The organism is Cedecea neteri (assembly GCF_000758305.1).
Classification (GTDB): domain Bacteria; phylum Pseudomonadota; class Gammaproteobacteria; order Enterobacterales; family Enterobacteriaceae; genus Cedecea; species Cedecea neteri_C.
The window spans coordinates 3,415,161-3,435,337 of record NZ_CP009458.1 but is presented as its reverse complement, the minus strand read 5'-3'; the positions used below and the strand labels follow the sequence as shown (position 1 = coordinate 3,435,337).

Genomic DNA, 20,177 nt, shown 5'->3' with positions numbered 1-20,177 from the left:
ACTTCTCCTTATATATGCCGGAACGGGGCATACGGTATTAATTTTTGGATGTGGACATCCCTGAGAATTCCAGCTCTCATTTCACATCAACTTATTTTCAGGTAGCGGGGGTAAACCTCTGCTCTAACGCTGTTTATTTCAAATCTGGTAATTTCGAGGCGGCATTTTTTTCGACTCCTGTCAGGGGCAATAAATTATCAACGGCGGCAGCGTAATTTACCGCCGCCAGCCAGCCGTCGAAATCCGCATTAATTTGCGCATTTGCTGCCTGGAACACATCCTGCTCCACGCTTAATAAGTCGTTCAGGCTGCGCTTGCTTAATTTATACTCATTTTTATAAACTTCGCGCGCGCGTCGGGCATTTTCCAGCTGGAGCTTTCCCGCCGTTTCCCGGCCTCTGGCCCCGTTCCAGTCGGCCATTGCCACAGACGCTTTTTGCAGCACATCGAATTTCGCCTGCTCAACCTGAGAAGCCGCGATACGCCTGGCTCCCTGAGCCTGCTCGACCTGAGCGGAAACCGCGCCGCCCTGGTAGATAGGCGCGTCCACGCTCAGCTGAATCTGGTCATCCCAGTACGCGCTGTTGTTGGATTGGTAACGAGTGCGCCCGCCTTTCAGGCTTAACGTTGGCCAGTGGCCCGATTTCGCTTTATCTACCGCATACCCTGAAGACTCACGCATAGCCTCCGCCGCCAGCACGCTCGGGATCAGTGAATAATCAATGTTGTCCAGCGGTTCCTGTTCAAGCGCCAGACGTACCGGCATGGCCTGATATTGCGCGGCGCTGACGCCGGTTAATACCGCCAGTCTTGCTTTCGCGCTTTGTAGCGCCGCCTGATACTGCTCAAACGTTGAGCGCATACCGGCGATGCGCGTCTGGGTTTGCAGCACGTCAGAACTCGAACTTAGCCCGGCATCCGCCCGCAGTTTTGCCATGGTGTTGACGTTTTGCAGCGCAGCAATGCTTTCTGCCGTTGCCGTGACCAGCGCCTGGTTACGTTTCACATCGACATAGGCCTGTGCCGTTTTTTCAGCCACACCGGTCAACGTCGCCATCAGCTGGTAGCGATAGCTCTCACGCTGGCTCTCCTGCTGGCTGATGTTGCTGCTGGTTTTGCCGAAGTCATACACTAGCTGTGTCAGGCTAAGTCCATAGGCCGCCGAGTTCTTGAGAGAGCCGCTGGAGTCGGTGGTACGTGAATGACCGGTGCTGCCGTTGAGGGCAACCTGCGGCATCCAGGCGCTCCGCGCCTGGTCAATCTGCGCCTGGCCAATGCCGAACTGAGCCGCCTGCTGAGAGACGGCAGGATCCCGGTCAAGCGCGAAAAGAATGCTTTCACTTAGCGTGAGGATTGCCGTTTGCGCGATGCCCGGTGCTGCAGCCCAGGCGGGCGCTGGCGCGGCATTCACCCGCATGCCGCAGCCGAAACAAATAACGGCAAGCATGGCGACCCGCAGGGAATAAGACTGAAGCATAAACGGCAATATCCTTATCCATAAAATAATCTGGATGATGTTGTTCCGTCCTGCATTAAGAATTAACAGGCACGAATGAGTAGCTAATGTATTTAAACGGCTGTAATGGTTAAATTAAAACGCCGATACTGCGGAACCTCTCTTATTTATGGTGCAAGGCATTCTCACTATAAAGAGGTAGTAATTTGTCGGTCGCTTTCGTTTTTTCTTAATAAATGAAGGTCATGATTTTACGCCGCCTCATTATATAAAGACGTCACGCAATATGACTTATTTAATTCTGGGAATCAAACCGGAAGCACCCTTTCCCCGAAATGTTTGTAAGAAAAATCCTACCAAAGAAAAATTAACCTCACCAATCATTTATTGTTAATAACATGTTACTCAAAAGGAAAGGTGCTGAGGAAATAGATTGATTGACCGGATGAATAGTGGCATCACGATAAATAGCTAATAGTTATAATTCATCAACTTATGGCATAAGCCTTGATTTACATCAATTTTACATTCTCGCGAAATTCCTCGCTAAATCCGGGCTGCTCATTTTTGGTTGTTTTTCCATAAATGTTACATTGCCGCAAGTTTTGCGCAAAATAAGGGCATCAGACAGGTGTTAGCTCAGGAGGGTAGTCACCGAAACAAATCATTTCATGACTAAAATAACGTCTTCTTGACAAAAAAATGCAAAAAAAAGACCGGGGGAAGCCCGGTCTGAAAGTAGCAACATTTCTTATCAAGAGTAATGGTCAAGATCGGACAACGATCTTCCCTCGCGGGAGGGGACGTGCAGATTACCAGCCGCAATTTATTCCGGGACGTGATAAGTACCGAAATGTGCCAACGTTTAGTAACGCACGCACACGGTTTTGGTTTCGGTATAAGCATCAAGCCAGTCCGGGCCAAAATCACGCCCTGTGCCCGACTGCTTCATTCCGCCAAACGGCATATTCGCGTCGATCAGCGTGTGGCTATTCACCCAGACCGTGCCCGCTTGTATCCGCCCGGTGTACTGCATTGCCGCCTGCAGGTTGTTGGTCCACAGGCTTGCCGTCAGGCCGTAGTCGCTGTCGTTGGCCTGTCGTAAGGCTTCTTCCGCATCCGCCACGCGTACCAGGTTAACCACCGGGCCAAAGACCTCTTCTCTGACAAGACGCAGCGATTCAGCTGGGTTAACCACCAGCGTCGGGGCAATATAATAGCCGCTGCCCTGCGGGCCTGAACTCCCGGAGATTAGCTCCGCGCGCTGCTCTTCTGCCTGGGTCAGATACCCAGCCACCTTTTCCTGCTGAACTTTTGATACCAGCGGGTTGATGTGGGCCGCTGGGTTCATGCCCGCCCCCACCTGCAGGGACTTCACCGCTTGTTCAAACCCGCTCACCAGCGTGTCGAACAGCGGCGCTTCGATATAGATTCGCGAACTGGCAGCGCACACCTGCCCCTGGTTGAGGAAACTGCCCGCCATCAAGCCTGCAATAACCATTTCCGGATCGGCGTCTTTCAGAACGATGGCCGGGTTTTTACCCCCCAGCTCCAGCGTCACGCGCGTTAACCTGTCCGCAGCTGATTTGGCAATGCCTTTGCCCGTCGCCGTCGAGCCGGTAAAACTGACTTTGGCAATCAGAGGGTGTTCGGTCAGGGCTTTGCCACAGCCCACGCCGCTGCCGGTGACAACGTTAAATACGCCATCCGGTACGCCAGCCTCTGTCGCCAGTTCTGCCATACGCAGCAGCGTTAGCGGCGTAGTTTCTGATGGTTTGACGACAATCGAGCAGCCTGCCGCCAGCGCTGGCATCACTTTCCACATACCAATCAGCAGCGGGAAGTTCCACGGCACGATCCCGGCCACCACACCAACGGGTTCTTTACGCGTCCACGCCTGATAACGCGCACCTTCTGGCATCGGGATAGACACATCCAGCGTCTGACCGCTGATTTTAGTCGTCAGGCCAGCGGTGTAACGCATCCAGTTCAGCGTACAGCCGACTTCAAATGCGCGAGAGATATTAATGGATTTGCCCTGCTCCAGCGTCTCAAGCTGAGCCAGCTCTTCCGAGTTTTGCTCAAGCAGGTCGGCAAATCGTAGCAGGATCCGCTCCCGCCCGGCGGGCAGCATGTTGGCCCATACGCCGCTGCTGAAGGCACGCCATGCAGACGTTACCGCGCGATCCACATCCGAGGCGCTGGCGTCGGCGCTGCTGGAAATTTGCTGCCCGTCCGCCGGGTTAAAGACCGGCAGGCGTCCTTCGCTGTCTGACGTCTGCCAGCGGCCGTCAATGTACAGCCCGTGCGAACGCTGAAGAAACTGGCGCACACTGCCCAGCACGCTTACCGTTTCTGGCTCAGTCATAGCATCTCCTTATCAAGGTCATTATCGTGTAGCCCACCTTCATTCTAGGCGCTATGTTGAGGTTAGGGTTTTCTGCGGCTGACAATCGCTTTGCTGGCTGTGACACGCTACACAAATGTCGATAATGTTTCTTTTTTTGAATCACGTTTACCTATAGTTATTGGCTTCCGGCGGCGATAAGTGAGGATATATGGCAGAAAAACAGTGCAACGAGCGATTCGAAAAATGGCTTGATCAGGTGAATCGCGCATGTGGCCGTTTTTCGGGGATCGCACTGGAGCAAGGATTTCACGGCAGTCTGAGTGAACACCTGGCCCATGCCATTAAGCTCAGCGTGGTGGAGATTAACCAGGCGCGTCTGCTGAGGACAAGCCGTGAAGTCGCCCAAAGCAACGACGCCTGGTTTTATACCGTCTTCCAGTTGGAGGGGGAAGCCGTCATGGAGCAAGGGGAAAATCAGGCCGTGCTCGGCCAGGGAGATATTACGCTTATCGACGCCTCGCGACCCAGCTGCTTTACCTATACCCTCGGCGCGAAACAGGTTTCACTGTTGCTGCCCCGCCACCTGCTGGAGCAGCACCTGCGGATGGGCGAAATCCCCTGCGCGCAAAGGCTCCCGGCTGAAATGCCTATGGTGCGCCTCAGCCACGGTTTGCTGCGTGAAAGTATGGGCAGCGACGGTCTGACCGGTGGGGAAAGTGAAGCCACGCTCGAGGCGATAGCCTGCCTGCTCGCTCCGGCGCTGATCCGGCACAGCCTGCCGACCTCAAAGCGCGATCGGCATCTACAAAAAGTCATGTCGCTGATAGATGAGCATATTCAGTCCGAAACGCTACGCCCGGAGTGGATCGCCGCCGAGTCAGGTATGTCAGTGCGAAGCCTTTATCGCCTGTTTGCCGATAAAGGTCTGGTGGTGGCGCAATACATTAAAAACCGTCGGTTGGATCTCTGCGCTCAGGCGCTGCGTACGGCCAACCACAGCGAAAAACTGGCGGGGATTGGCTACAGCTGGGGATTTGCCGATCACAGCCATTTTTCAACGGCATTTAAGAGCAGATTTGGCGTGTCGCCGGGGGAGTATCGCAAGCGTTTTCAGTCTGCCTGAAAGGTATTTAACACAACCCTCACCCCAGCCCTCTCCCAGAGGAAGAGGGGGAAAATAGTCAATGGGAATCTTGTTTACGCCCTCTCGCAGAGAGCGAGGCACTAACATAAAGCTATTTCTTCATCCACTGCCCGTTCAGCCCACGCACATATTCCCCGGCGGGCGCTCTGTCGACCAATTTCTGTCCGGCCAGACGAGCCACCTCATTGAGCGAAACATTGTTGGTGTCCGCCAGTTGCTGATAGTGCTGCGCGCGACCTTCATTGATGCTTTTCACCAGCGCCAGCGTTTCCGGATCCTGCTTGATCGGCGCAACATAGCCGCTGAGTGTTTCACCCACCCGACCCTGCTCACGCGCTTCGTTTAAGGTCAGGGCCATCGCGGCTGTACTGAAGAACAGGCAGGCCAGCAGCACACCTTTAATTATAAAGTTCATCGCCGTTCCCCTTCTCAGAACAGATCGCTACGGTTTTTAAGCAGGCTTTCGACGTCTTTATCCACTTTGATATGGATTTCGTGTTCAATTTTAACGTTCATATTGATGGTGATCGGCTCTTTAGGGGCGGCCACTTCAATACGCGGCGTGCAGCCGGTCAGCATCAACGCCGTTGATGCCAGCAGCACAGCGGTAAAATAATTCATTTGGATTCCTCACAGGCTTCGCCGGGTTGGGTGCAGCGAGCCGATGGCAACGCGGCGTTCTCTTCCAGCCAGGTTTGTAAATTATCGCCAAAGCGCAAACTGCGCCACAGGGTAAACAGGTTTTCCTGATGGGTATAGTTGAGATTGACGGTGTTGGTCTTGCCCTCGACATGGCTGATGCCGGTCACACTGGAGCGCATCCTGACTACCCCGAGGTTGTCTAGATCGATTTGTGTCCAGGATCGCGAGATTTCCATGTAGCGCAGCCAGTTGATTGCCGCACCTGCGGCCATGTTGTTATCGACGATGGCGTCCGCCATGTCTTTATCCATGCGGAAGGTCATTGGGCCAGGGTTGGTCAGCCAGCCGTCTTTGATGATCCACTGCGGATGGTTGAGCCACAGCGGCAGCGCGCCGTTGAAGCGCCCGGACATACTGAACTGTTTAGGGTTAATGGCGGTGACGAGCTTGCTGGAAGACAGTCCCTGCAACCTTAAAAGCGCCGCGTCCTTCTGCGGCATGCGCAATTGCTGCATAGAGATCTTGCCGCCCAGCACATCCGCATTGACGTTGGTCAGCAGCAGCGGCTGCTGTTCGCTCCAGGGGTACCAGCCTTCCAGATCGGCGGTAATATTTTGTGCCGCTATCTGGTTGCGAACTTCAGCAATGCGCAGCGTGACTGGCCCACGGGTACCAAGATGCCAGGTCGAATCGCTAAAGCGGAACGGCAGCACAAAGTCGACGCCGTTAATCTGGTTATCCGGCATCCACACGCTTCCGCTTTTGACCACGCCGTGGCCCCCGGCTTCAAAACCCTGCCCGGTCGCCGCGGAGAAGGCCACCTGGGCGTAGAGGTCGCCCCCTTTAAGTTCCATTTTCAAGTCGGCGGGCAGCAGCGGCTGAAACACGGTGAGCGTTTGTTTTGGCCACCACGCGTTGCCTCTCAGGCGCTCCCCATCCCAGCGCCCGACCACACGCACCGGGCCAATTTTCCCGGCGTGTAAATTGCCTTTGAACAGGAAAGAGGTCGGGTTTTGCCCGTCCACGCTGAATTTAAGCGTCGATGGCGGCAAGGTGCTGCCGCCGCTAAAGGCCGTCGCCCCCGCGTCTAGCGAGAAATCGCCGGTGAAGACCTCTTTTTGTTCGTTTCGCTCCCAGCGCAGCGGGTTGTCCAGGCTAAGCCGGGGTTTCGACATCAGCATCGAGCCGTACTGAAGCTTGTCGAAACCGGTAGACAGCGAACTCAGTTCAATGGCGCTGTCACGCCATTCGCCCACGCCGCGAACGTCCCATTTTGCCTGCATCGGCGTAAAGCTACCTTTACCCCAGTAGCGCCATTGCCACAGCCCGGCGTCCGGCAGGAAATCATTGGCCTTGCCGTCCAGGTGCAGTTCCACGGCCCCCATTTCATTGTCGTGGGCGCGTAAGATAGCCTGCAGCCTGCCGTCGATGCCTTTACTGGAGACTCGCACGCCCGCCAGCGGCCAGCGCACATCGTCAATATTCAGCGTTTCAATCAGGCGGCCACGGGAGCGCAGCAAGGCCCCCGGATGGAACAACAGCGTCGGGTCAGCCAGTGCGCCTGTCAGTTCACCGGGCAGCGCGGCATAGAAAATCAGCTGGTCCTGCTTCGCCTCTCCAGTGAGCTGCAGCGGCAAGGCGCTGTCGGTCAGGCTGAGTTTGCCGGGGCCGATGTTAAGCACGGCGTTGCCTTTGCCGGCGTCGCCCTGAGTCAGCACATTCAGCCGCCCGGTGAAGATGGCGTTATCCAGCCCGTTCTGCCAGTTATCCACCTTCAGAGACACCCCGCCGCCCAGCGGGAAACCTTCATAAGGCCAGCGCCACTGCCCGGCGTTAATCTCCAGGGTATTTTCGCTCAGGCGCCACGGAATGCTCAGCAGCGGTGCCTCGTCGCCTGATAATTTTTTCACCGTCAGGTTGCCGGCGTTGGTATGCCAGTTCAGGGCCACCTGCAGCCTGTCCGGTTCCTGCGGAATTTGCACCTGCGTGGCCACCTGCCCGTCCGTCGGCAGGCCATCCGGCACCAGCGGGAGCGTTAAGTCGCCCACCAGCTCAAGCGGCGGAAGCCCTTCGAATGCCCCGACTTTCAGGTCGCTAATTTTCAGGTTTTGCCCTTTAAGCGTGGCGGAAAGCGTGAGCAGTTTTCCCTGGTAATCGAGCTGCTGTTGCTGCGGCGTCAGAGAAAGATGCAGCGCGCCAGCGTACTGCAGCCAGGGCGTGACGTTAAGCTGGTCGATAGTCAGCCAGGTGTTCGGCAGCATTTTCTGCCATTCTTCAAGGGTGCGTGGCGCGGCGGGAGCCACATCATCGGCGGGGATCTTGCTGATGCAGTCTGGATTGAGATTCAGCTCCGCGAGGTGAAGCCGCCAGCGGCTCGGATGGCTGAGGCTTGCATCTTTGAGGCTGGCAAGCTCACACTCCCCGGCGAGATAACGAAGATCGGGGATAATAATCGCGCCGTTGTGCAGACGCGGACTAGCCTCCAACGCAATACGGGTGCCCTGCGGCAGCCAGATCCCGGCGAGCGTCGGTAGCCAGTACGCCACCGTGAGCAACAGCGACAGCGGCAGCAGAATCAATGCAAGTATCAGCGCAAGCGCGGCTTTATATTTACCCTTCATGGGTGGTTAATATCCTGATTCAGCGACAATTTAAGCCGAAATATGTCATTATTCTGGCACGATTCAGGCCGGGCGTGAAGGCGGCGGCAATAGTAAGCATAGTCTGCCCGGAAAGTGAAATAGTCACCTGCCGTTAAAATTTCAGTTTATAAATTGTATGATTATTTTAAGCATGATAGTTTTGGAACCAACCCCTTCTGGAGATAAGTCTTATGAAACTTGCGGTTTATAGCACAAAACAGTACGACAAAAAGTATCTGGAGCAGGTTAACCAGGAATATGGCTTTGATCTTGAATTTTTTGACTTCCTGCTGAGCGAAAAAACGGCCAAAACCGCCAACGGCTGCGACGGCGTGTGTATCTTCGTTAATGATGATGGTAGTCGCCCGGTGCTGGAAGAGCTAAAAAAACACGGCGTTAAGTTTATCGCGCTACGCTGTGCTGGCTTTAACAACGTCGATTTAGACGCGGCGAAAGAGCTTGGTATGCCGGTAGTTCGCGTTCCCGCCTACTCGCCGGAAGCCGTGGCCGAGCACGCTATCGGGATGATGATGTGCCTTAACCGTCGCATTCATCGCGCCTACCAGCGCACTCGTGACGCCAACTTCTCGCTCGAAGGCTTAACCGGTTTTACCATGCACGGCAAAACAGCAGGCGTGATCGGCACCGGGAAAATCGGCGTTGCCGCGCTGCGTATCCTGAAAGGATTTGGCCTGCGCCTGCTGGCATTTGATCCGTATCCTAGCGCAGCGGCGCTGGATTTAGGCGTGGAATATGTCGACCTCGAAACGCTGTTTGCGCAGTCCGACATTATTTCCCTGCATTGCCCACTGACGCCGGAAAACTATCACCTGCTAAACCAGGCCGCTTTTGATCAAATGAAAGATGGCGTGATGGTCATCAACACCAGCCGTGGTGGGCTGATTGATTCTCAGGCCGCGATTGACGCTCTGAAACACCAGAAAATCGGCGCGCTCGGCATGGACGTGTACGAGAACGAACGCGATCTGTTCTTTGAGGATAAGTCCAACGACGTGATTCAGGACGACGTGTTCCGCCGTCTTTCCGCCTGTCACAACGTGCTGTTTACCGGTCACCAGGCATTTCTGACGGCGGAGGCGCTGATCAGTATTTCCGAGACGACGCTTGAGAATCTGCGTCAACTGGAAAAAGGCGAGCCTTGCCCTAACCAATTGAATTGATTTTTCGCCCGTCTCTCGCAGGAGGCGGGCTGATTTTAAGAATATCCTTACTGATTCATGCGCCACATCCTGCGAAAGTGGCGCGCTTTCATTGATGACACATAAACCTTAGGGAGAAGAGATGAAAAAGTTTGCTTCACTGATGCTGGCAAGCGTTGTACTGGCGGGCTGTGCCCAACCGGCAGATAAAGGCAGCGTGACTGCACAAGATTTGCAGCACCACCGTTTTGTGCTGGAGAGCGTAGACGGTAAGCCTCTGGACGTGAAAAACAGCAAGCGCGCGCCTGAGCTGAGCTTCGGTGAGAACATGCATATTTCTGGCGCGATGTGTAACCGCTTTATGGGCCAGGCGACACTCGAGAACAATACGCTGAAGGTGAAAGGTCTGGGCATGACGATGATGCTTTGCGTTGAGCCGCAGTTGAACGACCTGGATCACCGCATTAATGACATGCTGACCAGCGGGGCCAATGTTTCTCTGGCTAACCAGCAGTTGGTGCTGAAGAGCGGCCAGCATACGCTGACGTACAAACTGGCCGATCTCGTTAATTAATCAGTAGCTGCCACAGGTGCCAGCGGCAAGCGAGTTTTCGTTACAGCGCTTGCCGTTCGGCATAGCACACATGCCAATCGCGCTGCCGTCCAGTTGACGCGCAACGCTCATCGTGCCGCCAATCATCGCACAGTTCGCTTCGCCCTGGCTGGACATCGCCGCCCTGAGGCCTGGAGGGACGTGGGCCGCAGTGGCCTGTTGAGGGGGTTCATTACTGCAAGCTGATAATAACAGTGCGGCACAACCGGCTAAAAACGCAGCGCGCATGGCTTCTCTCTCCCGTCTGAATATGCAAAACCTTTGCATAATGGCGCATGGCTCCCGCTGCGTCGAGAGCATAACGCAATAAAATGTGTTGGTTTTTGTGGGTTACATCACCTTTCAAAGCAAAACATCGGAGTTTTCCGATCGGTTCGCGCTCAGCTCTGCTCTTCATCGATAAGTAACAGCGTGCCGTGGCTGCCAGGCAGTACGCGATGTACCGCCTCTTTAGGGACAAGATAATAATCGCCGGCGTCGAGGGTGAAGGTTTTCTCATTCACCACGAGCGTCATCTGCCCTTCAATCACCACCAGTAACTCCGCAAACCCGGCATGGGATTCATTCGGTATTCCCTCTCCCCCCATTTTGATCAGCTTGATGTTGGCCCGCCCGACTTGCCCAAGCAGGCGCGAACGCCAGATATCCGATAACGTTCCCGCAAGCGTTGGTAACGATCCTGTAGACATTTGTTCGCCTTCTTCTGAGAAAACGATATCCATACCGCATCTCGTCTGGGTTACAAATTCTTAATCACCATAAGATATTCAGGTAACACATTTCACTCACCCTTCACGTCAGGCCTGGATCAATTTGTGCACTCGGAGGCTCAGCAACTTCAAGCAGATAGATGGACGTACTATAATTGGGGGTTATTACGGGACTCAAGGCAGGCAGGCGAGTCCCTTTATTTTGCGCAATGTAAGGGTGTCTTATGATCACTATCGACGGCAACGGCGCAGTCGCCTCCGTGGCGTTTCGTGCCAGCGAAGTAATTGCCATCTATCCCATTACTCCCAGCTCGACAATGGCGGAACAGGCCGATGCCTGGTCCGGCGATGGCAGGAAGAACGTGTGGGGAGATGTCCCTCGTGTAGTCGAGATGCAGTCTGAAGCCGGAGCCATTGGCGCAGTGCACGGCGCACTGCAAACCGGCGCGCTTTCCACGTCGTTCACATCATCGCAGGGCTTGCTGCTGATGATCCCAACGTTGTACAAGCTTGCGGGCCAGTTGACGCCATTTGTTCTCCACGTTGCCGCGCGCACCGTGGCCACCCACGCGCTTTCCATTTTTGGCGATCACTCAGACGTGATGGCCGTGCGCCAGACAGGGTGCGCCATGCTGTGCGCGAGCAGCGTCCAGGAAGCACAGGACTTCGCGCTGATTTCCCATATTGCGACCCTGAAAAGCCGCGTGCCGTTTATTCACTTCTTCGACGGCTTCCGCACCTCGCACGAAATCAACAAAATTGTGCCGCTGGCGGACGATACCCTTCGCAGCCTGCTGCCGCAAAAAGAGATCGATGAGCATCGAGCCCGCGCCCTGAACCCGGAGCATCCGGTGATTCGAGGGACTTCGGCCAACCCGGATACTTACTTCCAGTCCCGTGAAGCGACCAACCCGTGGTACAACGCGGTTTACGCTCACGTTGAACAGGCGATGAACGACTTTGCCACCACCACCGGCCGAAGCTATCGCCCGTTTGAGTATTACGGCCACCCGGAAGCGGAACGCGTGATTATCGTGATGGGCTCTGCCGTCGGCACCTGCGAAGAAGTTGTCGATGAATTGCTGACCCGTGGCGAGAAAGTTGGCGTGCTGAAAGTCCGTCTGTACCGCCCCTTCTCCGCCGAGCACTTGTTGGAAGTTCTGCCGCAAACCGCGCGCCAGGTGGCGGTGCTTGATCGCACCAAAGAGCCAGGCGCCCTTGCTGAGCCACTGTATCTCGATGTAATGACCGCGCTTGCCGAAGCAGTGAGCCGAGGCGACCGCGAAACGCTGCCTCGCGTGATTGGAGGCCGCTACGGGCTGTCATCCAAAGAATTCGGCCCGGAATGCGTCCTGGCTATATTCAACGAGCTACGCGAAGCCAAACCGCGCCCGCGCTTTACCGTGGGCATTTACGACGATGTGACCAACCTGTCGCTGCCGCTGCCGGAAAACACCCTGCCGAACCGCGCCAAACTCGAAGCGCTGTTTTATGGCCTGGGCAGCGACGGCAGCGTCTCGGCGACCAAAAACAATATCAAAATTATCGGTAACTCCACGCCGTGGTTTACTCAGGGTTATTTCGTTTATGACTCCAAAAAGGCCGGGGGGCTGACGGTTTCTCACCTGCGCGTGAGCGAGCAGCCGATCAACTCCACCTACCTGATTGAGAAAGCCGATTTTGTTGGCTGCCACCAGCTGCAGTTTATCGACAAGTACCAGATGGCCGAGCGCCTGAAGCCCGGCGGTATTTTCCTGCTGAACACTCCGTATGCCGCCGACGAGGTGTGGAGCCGCCTGCCGCAGGAAGTTCAGGCGGTACTTAACCAGAAACAGGCTCGCCTGTATGTCATTAATGCGGCGAAGATCGCCCGCGAGTGTCATCTTGGCGCCCGCATCAACACCGTGATGCAAATGGCGTTCTTCCACCTGACGCAGATCCTGCCTGGCGACACCGCACTGGCAGAACTGCAGGGCGCGATTGCCAAAAGCTACAGCAGCAAAGGGACGGAAATCGTCGAGCGCAACTGGCAGGCGCTGGCGCTGGCTCGTGACTCCCTCGCCGAGGTCCCTCTGCAGGACGTTAACCCGGCAAGCGCGATGCGTCCGCCGGTCGTCTCCGACGCCGCACCTGATTTTGTGAAAACCGTCACCGCCGCGATGCTCGCTGGCCTCGGCGATGCCCTGCCGGTTTCCGCTCTGCCGCCGGACGGAACCTGGCCGATGGGCACCACCCGCTGGGAAAAACGCAACATCGCCGAAGAAATTCCTATCTGGAAGCCGGACATTTGCACCCAGTGCAACCACTGCGTCGCAGCCTGCCCGCATTCGGCTATTCGTGCCAAAGTGGTTCAGCCTGAGGCAATGGAAGGCGCCCCGGAAGCCCTGCAGTCGCTGGACGTGAAGTCCCGGGATATGCGCGGCCAAAAATACGTGCTGCAGGTAGCCCCGGAAGATTGCACCGGCTGCAACCTTTGCGTAGAAGTCTGCCCGGCCAAAGATCGCCAGAACCCGGAAATCAAGGCGATTAATATGCTGTCTCGCCTTGAACACGTTGAAGAAGAGAAAGAGAACTATGACTTCTTCCTCGCGCTGCCGGAAATCGACCGTACCAGCCTGGAACGTATCGACATTCGTACTTCGCAATTGCTAACGCCGCTGTTTGAGTACTCCGGGGCCTGCTCCGGCTGCGGCGAAACGCCGTACATTAAAATTCTGACCCAGCTGTTCGGCGACCGGATGCTGATCGCTAACGCCACCGGCTGTTCGTCTATTTACGGCGGTAACCTGCCGTCCACGCCGTACACCACCGACGCTAACGGCCGTGGGCCAGCCTGGGCCAACTCGCTGTTTGAGGATAACGCCGAATTTGGTCTGGGCTTCCGCCTGACGGTGGATCAGCACCGCGCCCGCGTCATGCGTTTGCTGGGCCAGTTTGCCGATAAACTTCCAGCCGAGCTTAATGAGCAGCTTCACGCGGAAGCGACGCCGGAAGTTCGCCGTGAACAGGTTGCCGAGCTGCGTAAACATCTGGCGGACATTGACGATGCTGATGCCCGTCAACTGGTGACCGATGCCGACGCGCTGGTGGAGAAATCCATCTGGCTGATTGGCGGTGACGGCTGGGCCTATGACATCGGTTTCGGTGGCCTCGACCACGTGCTGAGCCTGACAGAAAACGTCAACATTCTGGTGCTGGATACGCAGTGTTACTCCAACACCGGCGGCCAGGCGTCTAAAGCCACGCCGCTGGGCGCCGTCACCAAGTTCGGCGAGCACGGCAAGCGCAAAGCGCGTAAAGACCTGGGCGTCAGCATGATGATGTACGGCCATGTTTACGTCGCGCAGATTTCGCTGGGGGCACAGCTTAACCAGACGATGAAAGCCATTCAGGAAGCGGAAGCTTATCCTGGCCCGTCACTGATTATCGCCTACAGCCCTTGCGAAGAGCACGGCTACGATCTGGCGCTGAGCCACGATCAGATGCGCCAGTTGACCGCCACCGGCTTCTGGCCACTTTATCGCTTCGATCCGAGCCGTGCGGACGAAGGCAAAGTGCCGCTGGCGCTGGATTCCCGTCCACCGTCCGATGCGCTGGCCGATACGCTAATGAAGGAGCAGCGTTTCCGCCGCCTGAACGCCCAGCAGCCGGAAGTTGCCGAGCAGCTGTGGAAAGATGCCGCCGCAGATTTGCAGAAGCGGTATGACTTCCTGGCACAGCTAGCGGGTAAAGCGGAAAAGGTTAGCGAGTAACCGGGAGGATCACCCTCACCCGGCCCTCTCTCTGAAAAGGGAGAGGGTCAAAACCAGAAAATGTGCTGCCTTGAATAAAAGCACTAGTGCCAGGTTTCGCTGTCAGAACACCACCCCAAACATCCCTGCTAATTTGCGCTTACCGCTCTCGGACACATGCAACTCTCGGCTGACTAAATCCCGCCGCATCCACCCTTTTTGCTCGCAGGTGTGCAGTAACGCTTTCCCTAATTGCCCGCCCAGATGTTCGCGTCGTTCGCTCCAGTCAAGGCAGCCGCAGGCATAGCGGCGACGAGATGCACTTTCTTCTATGTTTACCCCCAGGAGCTGCAGTTGCTCTTTGCCTAAGGAGGTAACGGAATACTCTTCCCCTTCCAGCCAGTTAAGGCGAAATAATGCGTCATGCAGCGCCACCGCAATTTCCCCTGCCATATGGTCGTAGCAGGTTCTGGCGTAGCGAAGATTGCCGGGTGTTTTAGTGCGCATAACCGCGTCATCACGCCCCACTAATCCCATTAACCCTTCCAGCGCCCCGGCGATTTGGCTGCTGTACAACCGGTAGTAGCGGTGTCGCCCTTGCTGCACGCAGGCAATCAGCGATTGCTCCATTAGCTTTGCCAGATGGCTACTGGCTGTGGACGGCGCCACATTCGCCATAATGCTCAGCTCGGTTGCCGTCCAGGCCCGGCCATCCATTAACGCGCACAGTATGCTGGCCCGGGTTTTGTCCGCAATGGCGGTGGCAACGGCGGCAAGTCGGGTTTCGAGAAAGTCTGTTTCCATATTTCGATGCTCAGCGAAGCGTCCTGTGTGACGATGGATTAGGGTTAGCAGGAGATAACAATAAGGAGCAACCTGATGATCGCCGTAATCTTTGAAGTCCTGCCTGCAGAAGGACACTATAGCCGCTATCTTGAACTGGCGGCAGAGCTAAAACCTCTGCTTGCCGATATTGACGGGTTTATTTCCATTGAACGTTTTCAAAGCCTTAGTGAACCGGGAAAAATCCTCTCGCTTTCGTTCTGGCGCGATGAGGCCGCCGTGCTGCACTGGCGCAATCAGGAATTACACCGCAGCGTTCAGCACCAGGGCCGCCACTCAGTCTTTAGCGATTACCGGCTCAGGGTGGCGGGCGTGATCCGGGATTACGGCATGTTTGAGCGCGAACAGGCTCCGCAGGACAGCCGCGATGCGCACAAGGAAAACGCCCATGACTGATATCACACTAAGCCTGGCGATTGCCGCCACATTTGTTCTCGCAGGTACCGTCAAGGGCGTCACGGGAATGGGGCTACCCACCGTAGCTATGGGAATTTTAGGCGCGCTGATTTCCCCGGTGGCGGCGGCCGGCATGCTGCTTCTGCCCTCTTTTCTGACCAATATTTTCCAGCTTTATGAAGGCGGTAACCTGGCGGCATTGCTCCAACGCCTGTGGCCGATGATGCTGACCATTGTGTTGGGCACCGTCGCCAGCAGCAGTTTGTTGGCCTCGGGCAGCAGTCAGGCAACCACCGTGGCGCTGGGTATTGCCCTGATCGTTTATGCGTTATGGACGTTGTTTGCCAGACCACTGCATATTCCCGCCCGCCACGAGCGCTGGCTTTCGCCGCTGATCGGCCTCCTCACCGGTTTATTGACCGGCGGAACGGGGGTGTTTGTGATCCCTGCCGTGCCCTATATTCAGTCGCTGGGGCTTGAGCGCGATGAGCTGGTGCAGGCGCTCGGGCTGTCCTTTACCTTTTCAACCCTTGCACTGGCCGCCGGGCTCTGGTGGCACGGTGCGCTGCAGGAAATTGCCATTAGCACGTCGGTTATGGCGGTTTTCGCCGCGCTTATCGGCCTGTTTGCGGGCCAGCGTATCCGCAAACGCATCAGCCCATTAGCCTTTAAGCGCGGCTTCCTGATCTGCCTCGTTCTGCTTGGCGGTGATATGGTGCTCCGCGCGCTGTTTTAGGCGAAAGGCAGACCTTCATCTTCCCAGCCGGTTATGCCGCCAGGCATAACCTTCACTAACTTGCCGAGCTGCGCAAGTTTCAATGCCGCGCGGTCAGCACCGTTGCAGTGCGGCCCGGCGCAGTACACCACAAACAGCGTGTCGTCTGGCCATTCAGTCATGCGGGATTCTGTGATGAATCTGTGCGGCAAATGAATAGCCCCCGGCAGATGTCGGCGGGCAAATGTTTCATTTGAACCCACCACATGCAGCAGCACAAAATCAAGGTCACCACTCTGGATCGCCGCGTTGACGTCGGCACAGTCGGTTTCAAACGACAGTTTACGCAGGTAATGCGCGGCGACGGTTTCTGGGGTTGCCGCAGGGTAATCAGTCACGTAGCTCATGGTTGTCTCCTTTTGGTGTGAGCTGTGATTCTGACGCCACGACGGATGCTTGACAGCTGGCACGAATGACGATTAGCGTAAATATCATGACAAAATTAGCCGCCCTGCCTAAAAACCCCCTTGTCGTCGTGATGGCTTACGACGGCCTTTGTACGTTCGAATTCGGCGTGGCCGTAGAAATTTTCGGCCTGCCGCGCCCCGAGCTCGGCGAGAACTGGTATCACTTTGTCGTCGCCGGCATTGAACCCGGCGAGCTGCGGGCGATGGGCGATATTCGTCTGGCGGTTGATGGCGGGCTGGATTTACTGGCTGAAGCCAGTTTGATTGTTATTCCCGGCTGGCGCGGCATCAATGAGCCCGTACCGGCATCACTTATTGCAGCGTTGCGGGCGGCACATACGCGCGGCGCCCGCCTGATGTCCATTTGCTCCGGCGTGTTTGTGCTGGCGGCGACTGGCCTGCTTGATGGCAAGCGGGCAACCACCCACTGGCGTTATACCGAAGCGCTGCAGGCTCGTTATCCGAAGATCGAAGTGATACCTGACGTACTTTATCTGGATAACGGGGATGTTTTGACCTCGGCGGGCAGCGCGGCGGGGATTGACCTTGGCCTGCATCTGGTGCGGCGGGATTTTGGTGCCGCAGCGGCCAACAGCGTTGCCCGTCGCTTAGTCGTGCAGCCTCATCGCGAGGGTGGCCAGGCGCAGTTTATCGAACAGGCCGTTCCGGTCGAGTACGAAGGCGAACGGTTTGCGCCGCTGTTTGATCACCTGCAGCGCCATTTACGCGAGCGACATTCAGTGGCAAGCCTGGCGGCCTTTGTCGGCATGAGCCCGAGAACTTTTTTACGCCGCTTCGAAGCCGCCACGGGGATCACGCCCGCCGCCTGGCTGCTGCAAACCCGCCTTAAACGCTGCCGGGAGCTGCTGGAAAACAGCACGCTGCCGATAGAACATATTGCCGAACAGACGGGATTTGGCTCGGCGGCGACGCTGCGCCATCACTTCCGGAAACATCTTCGGACGTCACCCGCCACATACAGAAACTCATTTACTTCACAAAACGAATAATTTACCAGCGGTTAGGGATTGTTTAAGTTGTGTACGGTATGATAGCTCCACTCATCTGAGTAAACCCTTTTTTATCACGCGAGGTATTTCTATAGAAATGCAGTAACCTGGAGGATTAACTATGTTAGGGAACATGAACGTATTTATGGCAGTACTGGGATTCATCTTATTTTCCGGTTTTCTTGCCGCCTGGTTTAGCCACAAATGGGATGACTAATGAACGGTGACCTTCCCCCACCTACAACGCCTCTCGCGAAATAAACTTTCCGGGAGGCGTTTTCATTTCTGCCCCACCGCGGTGGAGGATTTGCTAACAAAAAAATACAGCGCGTAATGAGTAAATCGGCACAATTTGTTGTCTTCCTATATGGAATCAACAAAAGCAGACTGGATTCACTCTGGAGAATTTATGCGCAAGTCAACAAAAGTAGCGGTATTAACAGCGGTATGGCTCGCGGGCGCGCTGCCCTCTCTGGCCTTTGCCTATTCAGGGGACAAGCAACTAAAAGCGACGGCACCGGGCACGTCGGCACAGTCCTATGAACTGAAAGAATTCTCCTCAGATTTCAAAATGTACAAGATCGGCGACATTGCGCCAGACATCTATCGTACCGAACCCTATAACATCAAAAGCTGGCAGCTTCGCCATCTTCCTGCACCACAGGCCGGTAGTCACTGGACTTACATGGGCGGCAACTACGTCTTAATTACCGACGCCGAAGGAAAAATCCTTCAGGCAATGGCGGGCGATATTTTTTATCAGCACTAAGGATAATCCAACCCTGAGGCTGGATATCCTTAAGACCGAAAGGGTTTAATTTAATAAATTTCTCAGGGGATCGATTTCAGCATATTGATTATCGATCTCCAGTAGCCCCGCAATATCCAATACCTGCCTGTACTCATCAGGGCTAATACGCACCTGATAATTTGCGATATGTCCACACAGCGTTTCAAAAGCCAGTACATTTTCTGAGAAGTCGATATATTCCAGCGCGAAGTCAATGAGTGACGAATCGAGCCGGTTTTTAAGAGCCTCACCAAAGGTTTTGATTTTTTCGTTGATATCCATATTGACCACGTAAAGTTAATTGTTATTTGCGTGCCATCATTGGGAATGGGAAACGGCATCCTGCCGAAATACATCCCTATGGATATCGGATTGCGGGGGAAATTCTTGAGGGGGCTACGTAATACTTATTTTAGATAACGATCCGGCGCTAACTTTTCGCCAGCCATTTCGCGTAATGCTCGGGCCATTTCACGGTCGGCGTGCCGGGTTTACCCATACCAAAACCGTGGCCGCCGCTGCTGTAGCGGTGCATTTCAACCGGAACATGCTGCTGCTCGCAGGCTGCGGCCATAATCAGCGTATTTTGCGGGTCGGAAATGGGGTCGTCTTCTGCCTGGACCAGGAAGAACGGCGGCGAATGCGGGGTGACATAATTCTGCACGGACCAGGCGGCGTTCTCAGATGATGAAGCATCCTTACCGACAAGAATCTTGTGCGTGGAGGTGTGCTCGTAAGGTTTTTCCAGCGTAATAACCGGATAAATTAACGCGGCCTTGTCAGCAAAAGCGGGTTTATCATCTAAACGATCCTGCTTTGGATACGAGCGGAAATCGGGACGCGTAGCGGCGAGGCCAAGCAGATGCCCACCGGCGGAAAAGCCCAGTACGCTGACGTTATGTTCACGATCGCGCACGATTCTTAAGGCGCGCTGCGCGTCCTGCAAAGCAACCAGATTGCCGTCAGCCCAGCCTTCCGACGGCAAACGGTAGCTCAGCACGTAAGCCGTATACCCACGCGCCACCAGCCATTCTGCCGCAGGCCAGGCTTCTGACCCCATTTCAATGCGTTTATATCCCCCGCCCGCAGCCACCAGCACGGCATGGCCATTAGGTGACTCCGGTTCAATCACGGTCAGAATCGGGATCGCAATATTGCTTTGCGCCCCGCGCGCCGAAGTCTGGATACTTCCTGTCGGCCCACCGCCGCCGGGAGGTGTGCCTTTCCACAGCGGAATAACCGTGCGCTTCACGCCCGATGCAGCAAAAGAAACACCCGCTTTAGCCGCGAGTAAACCAGCAGTAACACAGGTAATAAAATGGCGACGATCCATAGTAAGCTCCTGACAACACAGGTTAATCACTATGCCAAAAGAGTGTGTCTAAAGTCATATTCTAAACCAGTAATACGTAACCAGCCGTTTCGCTTGAGTTAATTATGGAGAAAAACCACCTGGTGGAAATTATTCTGTCCACTTTACTCATCGCAAAATAATAGCCAATTCATCA

Annotated in this window: 20 protein-coding genes; 9 read left to right on the top strand and 11 right to left on the bottom strand. The window is 55.4% G+C overall.

The annotated features are described in order from the left end of the window. Positions 1–133: 133 nt before the first annotated feature. Positions 134–1,477, bottom strand: a complete 1,344-nt coding sequence (locus LH23_RS16120; protein ID WP_039293194.1) for a TolC family outer membrane protein — start codon at positions 1,475–1,477, stop codon at positions 134–136. 844 nt (positions 1,478–2,321) lie between these two features. Continuing rightward, positions 2,322–3,824, bottom strand: a complete 1,503-nt coding sequence (locus LH23_RS16115; protein WP_039293193.1) for an aldehyde dehydrogenase family protein — start codon at positions 3,822–3,824, stop codon at positions 2,322–2,324. Between the two features lie 190 nt (positions 3,825–4,014). On the opposite strand from LH23_RS16115, the gene feaR reads away from it, so the two are divergent. After that, entirely contained in the window at positions 4,015–4,929 is a 915-nt protein-coding gene (gene feaR, locus LH23_RS16110) for a transcriptional regulator FeaR (RefSeq protein ID WP_039293191.1), read from the top strand. A gap of 112 nt (positions 4,930–5,041) precedes the next feature. Here the strand turns inward: feaR and LH23_RS16105 are convergent, their stop codons facing one another. The 3 genes from LH23_RS16105 to LH23_RS16095 are packed head-to-tail and all read right to left on the bottom strand — an operon-like array spanning position 5,042 to position 8,213. Further along, on the bottom strand, positions 5,042–5,365 hold the full coding sequence (locus LH23_RS16105; RefSeq protein WP_039293189.1) for a YdbL family protein: 324 nt from the start codon (positions 5,363–5,365) through the stop codon (positions 5,042–5,044). 14 nt (positions 5,366–5,379) lie between these two features. After that, positions 5,380–5,571, bottom strand: a complete 192-nt coding sequence (locus LH23_RS16100) for a YnbE family lipoprotein (protein WP_039293186.1) — start codon at positions 5,569–5,571, stop codon at positions 5,380–5,382. Continuing rightward, positions 5,568–8,213: a YdbH family protein gene (locus LH23_RS16095; protein WP_039293184.1), complete on the bottom strand. Its 2,646-nt coding sequence runs from the start codon at positions 8,211–8,213 to the stop codon at positions 5,568–5,570. The genes LH23_RS16100 and LH23_RS16095 overlap by 4 nt, the downstream gene beginning before the upstream one ends. Before the next feature lie 212 nt (positions 8,214–8,425). Between LH23_RS16095 and LH23_RS16090 the strand changes: the two genes are divergently transcribed. After that, positions 8,426–9,415 carry a 2-hydroxyacid dehydrogenase gene (locus LH23_RS16090; RefSeq protein WP_039293181.1) on the top strand — a complete coding sequence of 330 codons (990 nt, stop codon included), beginning with the start codon at positions 8,426–8,428 and terminating at the stop codon, positions 9,413–9,415. A gap of 121 nt (positions 9,416–9,536) precedes the next feature. Then, positions 9,537–9,968, top strand: a complete 432-nt coding sequence (gene hslJ, locus LH23_RS16085) for a heat shock protein HslJ (protein WP_039293180.1) — start codon at positions 9,537–9,539, stop codon at positions 9,966–9,968. Here the strand turns inward: hslJ and LH23_RS16080 are convergent, their stop codons facing one another. Together LH23_RS16080 and LH23_RS16075 are read right to left on the bottom strand one after the other, a co-directional pair. Next, complete coding sequence (locus tag LH23_RS16080; RefSeq protein ID WP_008461385.1) at positions 9,969–10,235, bottom strand: DUF333 domain-containing protein; 267 nt, start codon at positions 10,233–10,235, stop codon at positions 9,969–9,971. Positions 10,236–10,387: 152 nt separating this feature from the next. Continuing rightward, complete coding sequence (locus LH23_RS16075) at positions 10,388–10,729, bottom strand: cupin domain-containing protein (RefSeq protein WP_231560139.1); 342 nt, start codon at positions 10,727–10,729, stop codon at positions 10,388–10,390. Positions 10,730–10,941: 212 nt separating this feature from the next. Here LH23_RS16075 and nifJ point away from each other — a divergent pair, with 212 nt between their 5' ends. After that, positions 10,942–14,469 (top strand): pyruvate:ferredoxin (flavodoxin) oxidoreductase, encoded by a 3,528-nt coding sequence (gene nifJ, locus LH23_RS16070; protein ID WP_039293178.1) that lies wholly within the window; start codon positions 10,942–10,944, stop codon positions 14,467–14,469. Positions 14,470–14,571: 102 nt separating this feature from the next. Here nifJ and LH23_RS16065 read toward each other — a convergent pair whose 3' ends face one another. Next, on the bottom strand, positions 14,572–15,252 hold the full coding sequence (locus LH23_RS16065; RefSeq protein WP_039293176.1) for an ArsR/SmtB family transcription factor: 681 nt from the start codon (positions 15,250–15,252) through the stop codon (positions 14,572–14,574). A gap of 75 nt (positions 15,253–15,327) precedes the next feature. On the opposite strand from LH23_RS16065, the gene LH23_RS16060 reads away from it, so the two are divergent. Both LH23_RS16060 and LH23_RS16055 read left to right on the top strand, forming a co-directional pair. After that, the gene (locus LH23_RS16060; RefSeq protein WP_039293173.1) at positions 15,328–15,687 is read left to right on the top strand and encodes an antibiotic biosynthesis monooxygenase family protein; all 360 of its coding nucleotides are present in this window, start codon (positions 15,328–15,330) and stop codon (positions 15,685–15,687) included. Further along, complete coding sequence (locus LH23_RS16055) at positions 15,680–16,423, top strand: sulfite exporter TauE/SafE family protein (RefSeq protein ID WP_039293170.1); 744 nt, start codon at positions 15,680–15,682, stop codon at positions 16,421–16,423. Before LH23_RS16060 ends, LH23_RS16055 begins: the two co-directional genes overlap by 8 nt. Here the strand turns inward: LH23_RS16055 and LH23_RS16050 are convergent. Then, positions 16,420–16,809 carry a rhodanese-like domain-containing protein gene (locus tag LH23_RS16050; protein ID WP_039293167.1) on the bottom strand — a complete coding sequence of 130 codons (390 nt, stop codon included), beginning with the start codon at positions 16,807–16,809 and terminating at the stop codon, positions 16,420–16,422. The two genes, LH23_RS16055 and LH23_RS16050, sit on opposite strands and share 4 nt — an antisense overlap. A 65-nt stretch (positions 16,810–16,874) precedes the next feature. Between LH23_RS16050 and ftrA the strand changes: the two genes are divergently transcribed. From ftrA to LH23_RS16035, 3 genes are all read left to right on the top strand, one after another. Continuing rightward, positions 16,875–17,879: a transcriptional regulator FtrA gene (gene ftrA, locus LH23_RS16045; protein WP_052050273.1), complete on the top strand. Its 1,005-nt coding sequence runs from the start codon at positions 16,875–16,877 to the stop codon at positions 17,877–17,879. Positions 17,880–18,000: 121 nt separating this feature from the next. Continuing rightward, positions 18,001–18,096 (top strand): protein MgtS, encoded by a 96-nt coding sequence (mgtS, locus tag LH23_RS24040; protein WP_008459108.1) that lies wholly within the window; start codon positions 18,001–18,003, stop codon positions 18,094–18,096. Between the two features lie 192 nt (positions 18,097–18,288). Continuing rightward, positions 18,289–18,648: an RcnB family protein gene (locus tag LH23_RS16035; protein ID WP_008459111.1), complete on the top strand. Its 360-nt coding sequence runs from the start codon at positions 18,289–18,291 to the stop codon at positions 18,646–18,648. 45 nt (positions 18,649–18,693) lie between these two features. On the opposite strand, the gene LH23_RS16030 is transcribed toward LH23_RS16035, so the two are convergent. Both LH23_RS16030 and LH23_RS16025 read right to left on the bottom strand, forming a co-directional pair. Then, entirely contained in the window at positions 18,694–18,951 is a 258-nt protein-coding gene (locus tag LH23_RS16030) for a MafI family immunity protein (protein WP_039293162.1), read from the bottom strand. Positions 18,952–19,099: 148 nt separating this feature from the next. After that, on the bottom strand, positions 19,100–20,002 hold the full coding sequence (locus LH23_RS16025; protein WP_039293161.1) for an alpha/beta hydrolase: 903 nt from the start codon (positions 20,000–20,002) through the stop codon (positions 19,100–19,102). Positions 20,003–20,177: the final 175 nt, after the last annotated feature.